Source organism: Epibacterium sp. ABZ3_068 (assembly GCF_056159265.1).
The window spans coordinates 3,439,358-3,453,434 of sequence record NZ_JBSWUV010000001.1; the positions used below are offsets into that span (position 1 = coordinate 3,439,358).

General features: G+C 50.6%; 9 protein-coding genes. 2 read left to right on the forward strand and 7 right to left on the reverse strand.

Annotation, left to right across the window (positions count from 1 at the left end; genetic code table 11):
- Positions 1-49 precede the first annotated feature (49 nt).
- The 4 genes from ACXAEW_RS16470 to ACXAEW_RS16485 all read right to left on the reverse strand — a co-directional run bounded on the left by ACXAEW_RS16470 (position 50) and on the right by ACXAEW_RS16485 (position 8,172).
- Positions 50-5,629 (reverse strand): calcium-binding protein, encoded by a 5,580-nt coding sequence (locus tag ACXAEW_RS16470; protein WP_474942359.1) that lies wholly within the window; start codon positions 5,627-5,629, stop codon positions 50-52.
- A 312-nt stretch (positions 5,630-5,941) separates the two neighbouring features.
- On the reverse strand, positions 5,942-6,622 hold the full coding sequence (locus ACXAEW_RS16475) for a hypothetical protein (protein ID WP_474942360.1): 681 nt from the start codon (positions 6,620-6,622) through the stop codon (positions 5,942-5,944).
- Positions 6,623-6,946: 324 nt separating this feature from the next.
- Positions 6,947-7,450, reverse strand: coding sequence for an antirestriction protein ArdA (locus ACXAEW_RS16480; RefSeq protein WP_474942361.1), 504 nt, complete (start codon positions 7,448-7,450; stop codon positions 6,947-6,949).
- A gap of 452 nt (positions 7,451-7,902) precedes the next feature.
- Positions 7,903-8,172: a hypothetical protein gene (locus ACXAEW_RS16485; protein WP_474942362.1), complete on the reverse strand. Its 270-nt coding sequence runs from the start codon at positions 8,170-8,172 to the stop codon at positions 7,903-7,905.
- A gap of 1,104 nt (positions 8,173-9,276) precedes the next feature.
- Here ACXAEW_RS16485 and ACXAEW_RS16490 point away from each other — a divergent pair.
- Complete coding sequence (locus ACXAEW_RS16490; protein WP_474942363.1) at positions 9,277-11,631, forward strand: calcium-binding protein; 2,355 nt, start codon at positions 9,277-9,279, stop codon at positions 11,629-11,631.
- Between the two features lie 254 nt (positions 11,632-11,885).
- Here ACXAEW_RS16490 and ACXAEW_RS16495 read toward each other — a convergent pair whose 3' ends face one another.
- Positions 11,886-12,038: a hypothetical protein gene (locus ACXAEW_RS16495; RefSeq protein WP_474942364.1), complete on the reverse strand. Its 153-nt coding sequence runs from the start codon at positions 12,036-12,038 to the stop codon at positions 11,886-11,888.
- Positions 12,035-12,637 (reverse strand): recombinase family protein, encoded by a 603-nt coding sequence (locus ACXAEW_RS16500; RefSeq protein ID WP_474942365.1) that lies wholly within the window; start codon positions 12,635-12,637, stop codon positions 12,035-12,037. Before ACXAEW_RS16500 ends, ACXAEW_RS16495 begins: the two co-directional genes overlap by 4 nt.
- A 170-nt stretch (positions 12,638-12,807) precedes the next feature.
- Here ACXAEW_RS16500 and ACXAEW_RS16505 point away from each other — a divergent pair, with 170 nt between their 5' ends.
- Complete coding sequence (locus ACXAEW_RS16505; protein WP_474942366.1) at positions 12,808-13,134, forward strand: hypothetical protein; 327 nt, start codon at positions 12,808-12,810, stop codon at positions 13,132-13,134.
- Here the strand turns inward: ACXAEW_RS16505 and ACXAEW_RS16510 are convergent, their stop codons facing one another.
- Positions 13,135-13,857, reverse strand: coding sequence for a hypothetical protein (locus ACXAEW_RS16510; protein ID WP_474942367.1), 723 nt, complete (start codon positions 13,855-13,857; stop codon positions 13,135-13,137).
- Between the last annotated feature and the right edge of the window lie 220 nt (positions 13,858-14,077).

The window sequence follows — 14,077 nt, forward strand, 5'->3', positions numbered from 1 at the left end:
AGAAGCTCGGGAAAAATTCCCGGATTTCCATGACGGTTCGTGTGCCGCATCAGAACACGAAGACGTCGTCCTGCAAGCTTGAGGCTTCAACGCCGAGCAGAAGGATAGTCCCGTGTCCTTCTATACTAACTTGGGCACCGCCCGCTGAAGTTGAGATTACCAAATCTTCCAAATCTGTGTTTTCGATCTCTATTTTTATTTGATCGGCATCAATTTCGAAATCTGAAATCACATCATTTCCAAAGCTTTCGCCAAACACGAAGGTATCATCACCTAACCCTCCGGTCAGGGTATCATGCCCCGACGCTCCATTGATCTCATTGCTCTCATCTGAACCGATCAAACTGTTTTGGCCAGACCCGCCAACCACATTCTCGATACTGGAGAGTTGTTCGATAAACCCGCTTTCAAACGTTACCTGCGATTGGGAAAGGTTAATCTCAAAATTGCCTGCGAAATAAGAAAAGTCTAATGTGTCGTTCCCTTCGCCCCCGTCGAAATAATCATCTCCGACACTGCCAAAAATGTAATCGTCACCGGCACCGCCAAAGTGGTCGTCATCACCGTTGCCACCGTCTATTCTATCGTTTCCATCATCACCTCTTAGGGTATCATTTCCTTCGCCGCCAATGAGCGTATCCGCTCCGCCGCCGCCGGAAAGGGTATCATGCCCCGACGCTCCATTGATCTCATTGCTCTCATCTGAACCGATCAAACTGTTTTGGCCAGACCCGCCAACCACATTCTCGATACTGGAGAGTTGTTCGACAAACCCGCTTTCAAACGTTACCTGCGATTGGGAAAGGTTAATCTCAAAATTGCCTGCGAAATAAGAAAAGTCTAATGTGTCGTTCCCTTCGCCCCCGTCGAAATAATCATCTCCGACACTGCCAAAAATGTAATCGTCACCGGCACCGCCAAAGTGGTCGTCATCACCGTTGCCACCGTCTATTCTATCGTCACCGTCATCGCCGTTCAAAGTGTCGTTGCCTTGACCTCCTAAGAGTGTGTCGGAACCGGCGCCTCCGAAAATTCGATCATTTCCAGCAGTGCCGTTCAACTGATCAGCGCCAGAGCCACCTTCAAAGGTTTTCGCACGGGTATCCGCCAAGGTGAAGACTGTGCCATCCGCGAACTCGATCAGCTCAAGATCATCAAGAGCACCTCGGAAGTGGTCGATTACAGTGATGGTCTCGCCGTTGCTGAGGGTAATGACAAGATCCTGGCCCGCATTCTGCGTGAAGGTCACATCATCAGCATTGACATCGGTAAAGATCAGCCGGTCGTTCACAGCCGCAGCGGTAGAGTCGGTGATCGTGTAAGATCCATCGCCAAGCGTATGAACATAAGTCTCCGCTCCGCCTGACCCAAGAACCACACCGCTGGCCTTTTGATCCGCCACCGATTTGTCCCGGATCGCCTGCCCGTTCAGCACGGTGCCATTGGCGAATTCGATCAGCTCCAGATCATCGACAGCACCCCGGAAGTGGTCGGTAACAGTGACGGTTTCGCCATTGCTGAGGGTAATGACAAGATCCTGGCCCGCATTCTGCGTGAAGGTCACATCATCGACATTGACGTCGGTGAAGATCAGCCGGTCGTTCACAGGTGAAGCGGTAGAGTCGGTGATCGTGTAAGATCCATCGCCAAGCGTATGAACATAAGTCTCCGCTCCGCCTGACCCAAGAACCACACCGCTGGCCTTTTGATCCGCCACCGATTTGTCCCGGATCGCCTGCCCGTTCAGCACGGTGCCATTGGCGAATTCGATCAGCTCCAGATCATCGACAGCACCCCGGAAGTGGTCGGTAACAGTGACGGTTTCGCCATTGCTGAGGGTAATGACAAGATCCTGGCCCGCATTCTGCGTGAAGGTCACATCATCGACATTGACGTCGGTGAAGATCAGCCGGTCGTTCACAGGTGAAGCGGTAGAGTCGGTGATCGTGTAAGATCCATCGCCAAGCGTATGAACATAAGTCTCCGCTCCGCCTGACCCAAGAACCACACCGCTGGCCTTTTGATCCGCCACCGATTTGTCCCGGATCGCCTGCCCGTTCAGCACGGTGCCATTGGCGAATTCGATCAGCTCCAGATCATCGACAGCACCCCGGAAGTGGTCGGTAACAGTGACGGTTTCGCCATTGCTGAGGGTAATGACAAGATCCTGGCCCGCATTCTGCGTGAAGGTCACATCATCGACATTGACGTCGGTGAAGATCAGCCGGTCGTTCACAGGTGAAGCGGTAGAGTCGGTGATCGTGTAAGATCCATCGCCAAGCGTATGAACATAAGTCTCCGCTCCGCCTGACCCAAGAACCACACCGCTGGCCTTTTGATCCGCCACCGATTTGTCCCGGATCGCCTGCCCGTTCAGCACGGTGCCATTGGCGAATTCGATCAGCTCCAGATCATCGACAGCACCCCGGAAGTGGTCGGTAACAGTGACGGTTTCGCCATTGCTGAGGGTAATGACAAGATCCTGGCCCGCATTCTGCGTGAAGGTCACATCATCGACATTGACGTCGGTGAAGATCAGCCGGTCGTTCACAGGTGAAGCGGTAGAGTCGGTGATCGTGTAAGATCCATCGCCAAGCGTATGAACATAAGTCTCCGCTCCGCCTGACCCAAGAACCACACCGCTGGCCTTTTGATCCGCCACCGATTTGTCCCGGATCGCCTGCCCGTTCAGCACGGTGCCATTGGCGAATTCGATCAGCTCCAGATCATCGACAGCACCCCGGAAGTGGTCGGTAACAGTGACGGTTTCGCCATTGCTGAGGGTAATGACAAGATCCTGGCCCGCATTCTGCGTGAAGGTCACATCATCGACATTGACGTCGGTAAAGATCAGACGGTCGTCCACAGGTGAAGCGGTCGCGTCTGTGATCGTGTAAGATCCATCGCCGAGCGTATGGACGTAGTTCTCCACTCTGCCAGACCCAAGAACCACACCGCTGGCCTTTTGATCCGCTACCGATTTGTCCCGGATCGCCTGCCCGTTCAGCACGGTGCCGTCGGCGAATTCGATCAGCTCCAGATCATCGAGGGCACCCCGGAAGTGGTCGGTAACAGTGATGGTCTCACCATTGCTGAGGGTAATGACAAGATCCTGGCCCGCATTCTGCGTGAAAGTCACATCATCAACATTGACGTCGGTAAAGATCAGACGGTCGTCCACAGGTGAAGCGGTCGCGTCTGTGATCGTGTAAGATCCATCGCCGAGCGTATGGACGTAGTTCTCCACTCTGCCAGACCCAAGAACCACACCGCTGGCCTTTTGATCCGCTACCGATTTGTCCCGGATCGCCTGCCCGTTCAGCACGGTGCCGTCGGCGAATTCGATCAGCTCCAGATCATCGAGGGCACCCCGGAAGTGGTCGGTAACAGTGATGGTCTCACCATTGCTGAGGGTAATGACAAGATCCTGGCCCGCGTTTTGCGAGAAGGTCACGTCATCAGCATTCACATCCGTGAAGACCAGTCGGTCATCTACACTGGCAGCGGTAGAGTCGGTGATCGTGTAAGATCCATCGCCGAGCGTATGATAATAAAATTCTGAAAATGCTGACCCAAAAACAAGCCCAGACGACTTCATATCTTCAACCGTCTTGTTTCTTATTAATTGAGTATTTAAATTAATGTTAGTGAACCGGATATCCTCAAGACCTTCGAACTCCGAGTTAGAAAATTGGCTATTTACTGTAACCGTGCTTTGGTCTGGTAAATGGATAAGTAAATCACCCTCTCCATTGTTCTCAAACTCAACATCCGTAGATTGGAGGTTAAGGAAAATAAGACTGTCAGAAGTGCCGAAGTTACGCCCTTCATCAATCGTGTCGTTCCCATCTCCCAACCGGTACAGATAGACATCGCTACCTCCAGCTCCGGATAATAAGTCATCCCCCTCGTCACCGGAAAGTACATCTTCCCCTGCGCTACCGGCAACAGTATCGTTACCAAGGTAACCATTCAAAACACCAGCTCCAACGATATCATCACTAACCTGCGTACCCACGCTATCAATTGCGACATCGAAAATTCGCGATATATCGGAAGCTTCTATTTCAGGGAAATTTGAGGTGACGACACTTGGCAGAAAGCTTGCGTCGGTCAAAAATATAGACAAGAAGCCTAATGCATCGGCGTCTGTCCCGTAGCCCTCGGATCGAAACATCTCAATTAGTTCAACGGTAAATGATTGCCAATCACCATCGATTTCATCATCAAATACGTTATAGTACAAGTTCAGGAAAGGGGCTAAAAACCCGTAATCGGCGTCAGAGCCTTCCGTCAAGGCAATATTGTAGGCAGCTTCCACATAAAATCGGGACTTGTAATAATCTCTGATCTCATTAAAAAACCCTTGAGCTTCATCAGCCTCCGTTTCATCCAGAGAAAATGGCAACAAGTTTCCGCTAGCTAGATAGTTGGCATCATTGTCGAATTGATCTCCAGACAGTTTTTGCAAAAATGCAAACTCCTGAGCAGAAACTCCAAATCCGAGAGGTTCTTCCTGATCGGACGGTAGAGGTATTGAACCAGGGCCCGAGCTGGTTCCAGTTGTAAATCCAGGAACTCTATCTCCGAATTGAAGCCAGGCGCGCGCAAATTCACTTGTCGTCAAAAATTCTCCTGAGCTTCTGACAACGGACAATTGATTAGCGGTGAGATATTCTTCCCATCCCGGCAAGCTTTCAAAAGACGCCAGCGCCCCCTCCACGAAGAAGAAACCTTGGGTCACTTCGTTTGCATCCTCAAGGAAATAGACTGTTACGTCCGGTGCATCATCCAACCAGACAGCATCACGAACACCGGCCCATTCGAACAAAAAGTTCTCAAAGCCGACATCAAATTGATCGAGATCGCCGCTCCTGAGTGTCGCAATAAGCGATGTTGTTGTTTGTTTGAGGTCGTCGTCGAGGCTGGTGGCCACGCGCAGATCGGCGAATTCCCCAAACCCTTGCAGTATAGGAATGGTGTGTGCGTCGTCGTCGAACTCGAAATCAGAGGGTATCGTGAATGATGTTCTAGCTTGGTCGAGCTCAAAGAGCACTTCAACAGACTGAGTTATGCGCCCGTCGACAAAGGTCGTTGTAGCGCTTTGGACAATCTCGTTTCCAGCGACTTCATACGACTCTTGTATAGTGTTCAAATCGAATGAAGCAATTCCCGCACTTTTGACCGAAACGATTTCACCTTCGTCACTAATTCCATCCCCGTTCAGGTCCTGCCAAAGAACCAGGTCTGAAAATTCAGCATCATTGGTGTCTATCACTCCATCCTGGTTCTGATCTAGAGCAGCGAGCTCTTGGTAACCAAAAGCATCCACGGAACCAAACAATTCTTCTATACCGTCAATTGATCCGTTTCCGTTCCGATCAATTGCCAGCAACGCATCATCTGCGGCAACCCAGCCCGTCTGTTCGCGAAACCCATCACCATCCAAATCGAAACGCGCGACTGAATCATCCAACGAGACTAGTTCAATGCCGTCACCGTCCAAGTCAATGATTATCGGATCAATAGGTGGAGGGTTGAAAAAATCTTTCAAACGGTCAACAAGACGATCAACGACGTTTTTTTCCCTTGGAATGCTGTCGGCAACATCCTTGATCGCATCTTCCAAGCGCCCTCTAGCTACATCGCCCCTTGCATTGCCAATGAGCTCTTTGGCCGTAGCACCTTTTTTACCGTCAGCTAGAGCCCCGGCGTAACCCTTAGCTGGGGCGAAGGGAGCTAAAAATGAATCCCTGGCTTGATTATTGACAAATTCTTGAGCATTGGCAAGAGGCTCATCTGTAATGCCGCCACTTGTAGCGCGATTTACAGCGTCTATTTGTTCTTGAACGTGTGGAGGAAGCCCTGAGCTGCCCATTGTTTTTCTCCGATGACTTTATTAACTATATTCTTTGTTAAATTTCAATTTGCGAAATGAATCCTAGTAAGCAACACAGTTTGAAACGACCTCCCTACAGATCCAGCGCATCTCTTCTTGTAACGAAATCTTATAATTGTTTTGCTTTTCCGACTGGGTGTTGAGCTCCCCCCTGAGGTAACTGACTGCCAATTCGTCACTCTCAAAATCCAAAATCTCAAAGAAGCCGATCAACCTTACGGCAACAAACAAGTCGGGGGCTTCCCCCAATAGCCGCATGGAATTTGCATATAAATTTCGATCGCCCGCTGTTCGCAAAGACGCAATAAGCTCGTAAACTCTCTCTCTATTTTCGGGATCATTAATTACGCGCCCGACGCGAAACTCTACTTCCCTGCTATGCTTTGCAAGTTCCAAATTCATCTCAATCGCAAGCGCTTCTATTCTTTTGATCTCTTTAAAATCCGGAAATTTTTGGATAAATAAATCGTAATCCGAAATAGCTTCAAGAGTGTACCCATTCCGGAAATGAAGATCCGCCCTCGTAAGTATAGCTTTCTTAATGTTTTTATCTTCAGTAGAAATTAAATAGCTGCATTTATCCAGAATGACTTCAAGGCTGTACTGAGGCGGGCGGCGGTCGAAGCAATAGTCCCTTATGCCCTCATCTCGAAAGGCTGCGGATAGGAACCAAGAAAATACCACAACCGTTACAATTGCAAAAAACACAACAATATTTCGCATGAGTAACTCCGGCCAGCCAGCTATCCCCTCTGGTAGAGTCAACGGCCACGCAAATCAATCATAAATCGAAAATAATTTTTCAAATAAGCGTGACTAGCCCGCGAAATCTGCTTGGGGTAAGCCACTACACGTTTGGCATGAACATCGCAAGCGTCCCGATGGGGGCCTGTGATTGTAAAACCGCCTCCAATCGCCGACTGTACGGCTTACATGCGCGAAGTTTTCAAAGCAATTACGATGTCTCCTATGTTGAAAATGGGTTTGGTGCCCAACTGCACCCCGAAGCCCCCGCCCTGTTTGCAGGGGCTTGCGGGTGCAGTTGGATCAGGACAGGCGATAGATCAGGTTGGTGCCGCCAAGGGTGATCTCGCAGTAGTCAAAGGACAGATCCCGCGTGATGGCGTCATAGTCGAGGTAACCGCTCAACCGTTCGGGAATGTCTCCAAACAGGCCTTCGTCAATGAACAGCTCGGCCAGCTCGCGCAGGCTGTCCAAGTGGTACAGATCGATGTCATAGCTATCGGGGTCGACCTTGGGGTCAAAGCTATATCCCCCTTCGCCCACAGCGATGATCACGCGGGTCTTTTGATCCCCGTCCCAGTCCTCGGCGCAGGTTAGAAACTCGGCGAAATTCGCTTGGTTTAAACCAATGGCCTTGGCCAGTTCCGCGTCCAATTCCTCACCATCAATGAACTGGATTTCGAACTCTTCCACGGGTTGGCCGAAACGATCCTGATGACGGTGGCTCTTGTCAAAAAACTCCTCGACGCTTTGAAAGGAAAAGCCAATCGCATCAATATTATAGGGTTGGGCATAAAGGGTAATCATAGTTCTCTCCTCGCTTTTGGTGGGTTCAAAAGCCCGGAGATCAACCATCACCCCGCGCTTGAACCTCTGCCCAGCGGCGAGCGTCCAAGACAGATCAGCCGTAACGCCGCCCCAGCCTGCTGGGGCGACAGCTGTTGGACGATCGGTCACAAGAAAGACGCCCCAAAGGTCAAATGCGGCCACACGGGAGGGCGGGTTTCCCGCCCGAATGGAGCGGGCAGACGCATTTGATCTATTGGGAAAGTGGCTTTTGGTGACACAAGCTGAAGGATCAGGTTCCCAAGCGTGGCACACGCGAGAAAAACGTGGCGGCCCCGCCGCCTCACCAGACGCGCCCGGGATCAACGCCCGCAGGGCCACGACCGCATGCGGGCTTGGTACACGCGAGCCCGAATAGGCGCACAACAAAAAGGCGGACAAAACGCCCGCCTTTCTCACAGATCGACAATGTCTCAGGTCAAGCCAGGTGGCGTGTCTTCCAATAGTTCAACAGCCTCATCCCCATCATCATTGACCGCACGCAGTACCAATCGCCCATCAACAGGCAAGGCATCCATCTGCACGTTAAAGCCCTGACCATCCTTATGCGCCCAGGCCACGGCCACTTTGCTCCAGTGGGATTTCTGACCATCTCCCATCGGGCGCACGGTATAGCCCAGCATATAGGGTGTTTTACCCCCGGTTACCTTGCGGTTTTGATCTTTGTTCTGCTCATCATTCATATTTCCTCCAATCAATTGCAGTTAACAAATGAGAACATAAATAGAACAAATAACCGCAAACCTACAAGAAAATAGTCCTATTTGCATACACATGTGTGGAAACACATGACGGCGAACAGGCATTTTGTTCGTCTCTCGCACCCACATATAAACATCGAAAGCGCGCTCGTACATCAAAGCCGTCGCTCTGCAGGATGGGCGGAGAGCTGCCGTTCTCTGCGGTTGCAAATCCAGAGCCTCGCCCTGGCCAAAGCGGCCATTGCAAAGCAGCGAAACTTTGGAAATGGCCGTTCTTAAGGTTTGGTGGAAAGTTTTGGATAATCCCGATTGGATTACGCTTACTTCGAAGCGCAACCCTGCGCCTAGAAGTATATCAGCTAAAAGCGGCTTACCTTTCGTCCGACGAATTTTTCGAGTTGTTTGGGAGGCTCACTGTGTACCCCGCTGCTTCCAGAAATTCCATTATTTGAAAGAACATTTCATTGTCTATGTTCTTCATGATTTCCAAGAGCAACTCTTCGTCGCTACCGCCTTCAGAGCATTTCCGCGTTTGGCCGCGCAATCCTTCTTGTAAGCACCATTCTTCAGCTAGATTGGGCAATCTTGGACGAGCTTTCGATTGACTAATTCCAAATACGTTTGGTGCTGATTTGTAAACAAACATTGGACACATTCGACTTCTCCTGACTAAACCGAATTTTCTCGTTCTTCGGTGGTGAAAGTTTTCACAAAATTGAGCTCGATACATCGCCAATATTTTTTCTTTTTTCGTTCACCTGTTGTTCTATGAAGAGGGTCGTGTAGTAAAGAATTTACTAACCTTCATTTAGGCTTCACTACCAGATGTAGGCAATCAACGAAATTTGAGGCCTTCATGCAGATAAGATCCGGTGCGTCTTTGATGTAAATTAACAAGCCCGATCAGCAGAGAGTGGAATTTGTCAAAATTTAACGATGGTCTTGTTTTCGGTGCGCATTAGAGGTGTGCCCCCTTGAGCGGGTTAAATGATTGAAATTAAATTGCATTGTAAATTCCGACTGTTTGATTTCCAACCGCTGTAGTGCAAATCAATGATGGTGTTCATGTTTTGTCCGGGGGCGGCTATGAATTCCTACAAGTTAGAAGTCCAAGAAAGTAAAGGTAATGACGGTGAGGTAACTGAGGACTTCTTCGGAGTTAACGTTGTTACGATCTACGATGAGGAAATCGCAAATGATGGCAATTCGATCGTCGAGACGCTAAACAAAACGGGCGCGAGTCACCTTCGATTTCCTGGTGGTTCTGCGACTGAGCACTACTTCGATATGGCGGATCCAGAAGCCGCTGTTTCGAACTATGAAAAATCTCAAACGCTTCTGCCTCTGTCCGATTTCCTTGACGCCGCCGCGAATGTTAGCGCAGATGTAGCATTAGTCATCCCTACAAAACGGGCCTTCACAGAAACGGCGGCAAGTTCAATTGCCTCGGGTTCATTTGGGGCGCGACAAGAACTATCAGACGAATACATTCTAGAAGTTAAGAGTTTTCTTCGGTACAGTCTCGATGCCGCAAAATCGCGTGGTGTGGAAGTAACTGCAGTTGAAATCGGCAATGAATTCTGGGGGTCCGGTGAAATGACGGCCACCGAATACGGCCACCTAGTGGGGCAACTTCTCCCTGTTTTGGATGAGTTCTTTGACAACTACGGATTGCCTGACACAAAACTTCTTATCCAAACTACACACGCGGTTTCGCAAGTGTATTCTCCTCGGTCTGATGTAGATGTGTTTGTAGGCTACATTGATGGCGTAGAAACCGTTCTTTCAATCGAAGAAGCTGTGAATCTTGGCTTTATCGAGAGCGCCCAAAGTGAGGGTGCGTATACAGTTCAAGCCCAAGGAAGTGCCGTCGAACAAGTCAGAGCGCTGGCTTCCACAATAAACAGCTATGACGGCTCCCCACAATTAGTCGATGGTATTCTTGACCATTTTTATCCCACAAAAGGTTTTTCAGGAATCGATAACGAATACGAGTTTTTTTTCAATCAATTTAATGCCTTAGCTGATCAATTGGATTTGACCGAAAGCGCGCGGAAAAACTCTGATGGCACCTATGCGCTCGAATTTCACGTTACTGAATGGAATACTCGCTCGCAGGAATGGGCTCTTGAAAATAGAGGATTACATCAATCGGCAATGCTTGTCGAAATATTGTACGAATTTGCGACGCATGGTGTCGACAGCGCGAATGCATGGCCTTTAACATTTGATCAGTCGCAATCTGTGACGCTCGTTAACAATGATCAGAGCGATCTAACAATCGCTGGGGAAACCTTTCGTTTGATGTCCGAGTTCATTCCGGGGACAAGCCCCATTTTTGATTGGTCACTGGAAGGGGATTTGGACATCCATGGCTTTTCTTCTGTCGAAGAACTCGTACTTGTGGTGTCCGAGAGGTCCGGCTCAGGTGATCGTTCTATAATTCTGGATCTCAGCGACTATGTGGGTGCCCAACAATTCACCGGACGTATCGTCAAATTGTGGGATGGAACAGGAGAGGGAAATGAATCCCGTGCCGAGCCAAAAATCACGGAATATGAGGTCAAGGTTTCGGGAGCGGAGTTGGAAATAGACCTGCAACCATGGGAAATCGCATTTGTTGAAATCGTCACGGGCGACGTTTCGATTCCGGAACCAATTATTTATGGGACTGAGGGCAGCGACCTAGTCTCGGGCGATGCCACCAATGACACAATAATAGCAATAGAAGGCGATGACACAATAATTGGTGGTGGAGGGCAGGATTTGTTGCGCGCAGGAGATGGGGACGATTGGGTCCATGGTCGTTCGGGCAAAGATAGTATTGAGGGCAACTCAGGAAATGACACGCTCTTTGGGGGCGCAAGGTCAGACACACTGCATGGAGGGGGAGGTGCTGACGAGTTGTATGGCAATCGAGGCAGCGACACGTTGTACGGCGGGCGTGGCAGCGACACGTTGTACGGCGGGCGTGGCAGCGACACGTTGTACGGCGGGCGTGGCGGCGACACGTTGTACGGCGGGCGTGGCGGCGATGCTCTTTATGGCAGTTTGGGAAAAGATGTTATGCGCGGGAATTGGGGTAACGACACGTTGTACGGCGGGCGCGGTGGCGATACTCTTCTTGGTGGATTGGGAGACGATAGCTTGAGCGGAGGAAGCCACAAGGACAGGTTGTTCGGCGGCCTTGGAAGCAACACCCTCGCCGGTGGTGCTGGCGCAGATACGTTCGTATTTAGAGATATTGCTAGTAAAGACAGAATTACTGACTTTCGAATTGGCACCGATCGAATCCACATCCAAGATGGAGCAGATAGCCTGAATGACCTCTCTATCGCTGCGCTAGGCAACGACGCTGTGATTAGCTTTGGAAGTACTGTCATCGTTGTCGATGGGGTCACAGTAGACGAATTGATCGACACCGATAATTTTCTGTTTTGACCTCACCGAGCTCTGTATCAAATTCATGTGGTTCTGAGCCGCGCTTTTGCTCAATCGTTCGCTCACCCTTTGGTGCAGTAAATGCTATCAAAGGAGCGGCATCAAACCGCGACAGGTCCATTTCTTCTACTGCCAGGATCAAAAGTGTGGATGAGCTGATGTCCGCTTCGGAGAGCTGCGCCGCAGCGTAAACTTTTCTGTCAAACGGCCCCTTTGGGCCGGAAATGTAGCTTGCGCAATTGATCCAATTCAACCTATGCGTCGTCGCAGCATTGCCACTGATCAATCGCCCAGGCTTCGACGGTGTGCAAGAATTCAGCACGGATCTTTGGATCTCTGATGGCTGTGTAGGCAGACGTAAGCCGGAATAATTCTGCTTCGCTTAACTGGTAAACGGTATTTCTCATTCAGGGTCTCCTTTGTCGTGGTGAATGGGATATGGCAGCCCCAACCGCTTGAAGTTACGCTGTAGTGTGAGGCGAGAGACGCCCAGCAACCAGGCTACATACCGGCATGGCAAGCCTTCTTCGGCCATCCAATCGTATGCGTCTTGAATGGTTTCTGGATTGAGGCATGGTGGGCGGCCTAGGCGTTTTCCACGTTTACGGGCGATGTCCAAACCCTCGCGGGTGCGGCGGCTGATGATGCGGCGCTCAAAGTTCGCGAAGGCGGCAACCATTGTGTAAAACAGCTCGCCCTCAGCCGTGGCGGTATCAATCGGCAAAGACAAGATACGCATTTTGATACCCCGCTCACGTAGCGCTTCTGCCGTCAGCATGGCGTCAATGGAGCTGCGAAACGCGCGGTCCAAATCCAAGACCACAAAGGTATCGCCCTGGGACAGGGTCGCCAATGCAGCCTCAAACACCGGACGCTCATCCGCAACGGCAGAGACATACTCGACATAAAGCTTGTCGCATTCAGCTTCCAGCGCGGCGGTCTGGCGGTCCGTCGCCTGCGCCCGGGTCGAGACGCGGATATAGCCGATCCGGCGGGGTGTCTGCATCAGATGTGATCGAAAACGATCCTTTCCGATCACCTGAGACCGCGCATCGCACACGACCGTATGTGCGGCGGAAATCCCCGTTTTTGCTAGTTGCGACGTTAGGCTGTATGGTCGCTCCAGTAAAGTCTCACCCTGTTCAAAAATCATGGAATATGAACAGCATAGGCAAGATGACCAAGGCAACGGCAATCGTTGCATCCCTCGCAATCTGTCCACAGGTTTCTTATGCGGAAGGATTTACGGGCAGCAAGTTTCTTATGTGGCCGAAAGACTCACAGGATAGTTATCTCAGAACCTCTTTGACCATGGCGTCCATGATCCTCGCACAAACGAACGGCGCAACAGGTGCATGTATCGACGACTGGTACTTTGGAGATCAAGAAACAATAGAGCGACGGAACGCAGAACTGCGTGAAGAAATTCAGACGTTTTCAGAATATCATCCAAGCGCTGTGGTCGCCGCAATGCTGCAAAAAGAATGCGGTGATTTCAAATGATCATTGGCCAAGCGATGGCAGTGTGTGGCTCGGGCGGCTGACGCTTTCGATCTCGGTCGCAATATGCTGCGGTGTCTCAAGAGCACGCGCATTTGGCACGGCGTTTTGAATGTTCTCAATCGCCGCGCGCAGATCATCTTTGCTCATCGGGTTGTCGCGGTCGTCATAGCGGTCGCGAATATCGCCGAGCACATCAAACCGATAGATGTGCCATTGATTGAGCTGGTCTGTGAGACCACGCTGGCTCTGCTGCAATGCAAAATACTCTTCCGCCGTTGGTACGTTTGCAGGCCAGATGATCCCGTCTGCGATCTCAGGAGGCAACTCCGCTCCAGCCGCTGACACAACCCGCCCATCCGCTGTTTTGAATACAGGCTGGCCATCCGGGCCACGGGCGGCGGCATTTTCCAATGCTTCAATCTGTATTTGCAAATCGGCTAGTTGTTGTTCGAGGTCTAAGATCGCCTGATCCGCGTCATATTCTGCTGAAGACAGTTCATTTCCAAGCTGTTCATAGAGCGCGCGATATTCAGGATCGTCTAGCAATCGTTCCAACAGATCACGAAACCGCCGCTCAGCTTTCTTACGCCGCCCTTCCCGGGATCGGGGATCATCGTCACGCAAGAACCGCTGCACCCGCGCGCCGTCCTGACCCGACAATTCGCGTTGCAAATCATCTAGGTCTTCTTTGCGTTGTATCTCTGGCCAATCCGTCTTCTGCATAAACCCTCGCCTATAAGTATACCTTAGGTCGCCTACGAGGCGCAAATTTGAGGCGGATACGGATTACTCTCGCATGCACACAACGGGTCAATTGAGACGCACACCGGGGGATTGAACGGGGGCTATGCCCCCTTCACAAGTTGTTTTTGGTATTACCAAAAACACAGCTTGCGTATATTCTACTTAGCCCAATTCTTTGCAACTCTTGGGTCATGGCTTG

Bases quoted from the DNA above. Each gene is read 5' to 3' on its own strand.
- ACXAEW_RS16495 (WP_474942364.1), bottom strand. From the start codon at position 12,038: ATGAGAAATACCGTTTACCAGTTAAGCGAAGCAGAATTATTCCGGCTT.
- ACXAEW_RS16490 (WP_474942363.1), top strand. From the start codon at position 9,277: ATGAATTCCTACAAGTTAGAAGTCCAAGAAAGTAAAGGTAATGACGGT.
- ACXAEW_RS16510 (WP_474942367.1), bottom strand. From the start codon at position 13,857: ATGCAGAAGACGGATTGGCCAGAGATACAACGCAAAGAAGACCTAGAT.
- ACXAEW_RS16480 (WP_474942361.1), bottom strand. From the start codon at position 7,450: ATGATTACCCTTTATGCCCAACCCTATAATATTGATGCGATTGGCTTT.
- ACXAEW_RS16505 (WP_474942366.1), top strand. From the start codon at position 12,808: ATGACCAAGGCAACGGCAATCGTTGCATCCCTCGCAATCTGTCCACAG.
- ACXAEW_RS16475 (WP_474942360.1), bottom strand. From the start codon at position 6,622: ATGCGAAATATTGTTGTGTTTTTTGCAATTGTAACGGTTGTGGTATTT.
- ACXAEW_RS16500 (WP_474942365.1), bottom strand. From the start codon at position 12,637: ATGCAGACACCCCGCCGGATCGGCTATATCCGCGTCTCGACCCGGGCG.
- ACXAEW_RS16485 (WP_474942362.1), bottom strand. From the start codon at position 8,172: ATGAATGATGAGCAGAACAAAGATCAAAACCGCAAGGTAACCGGGGGT.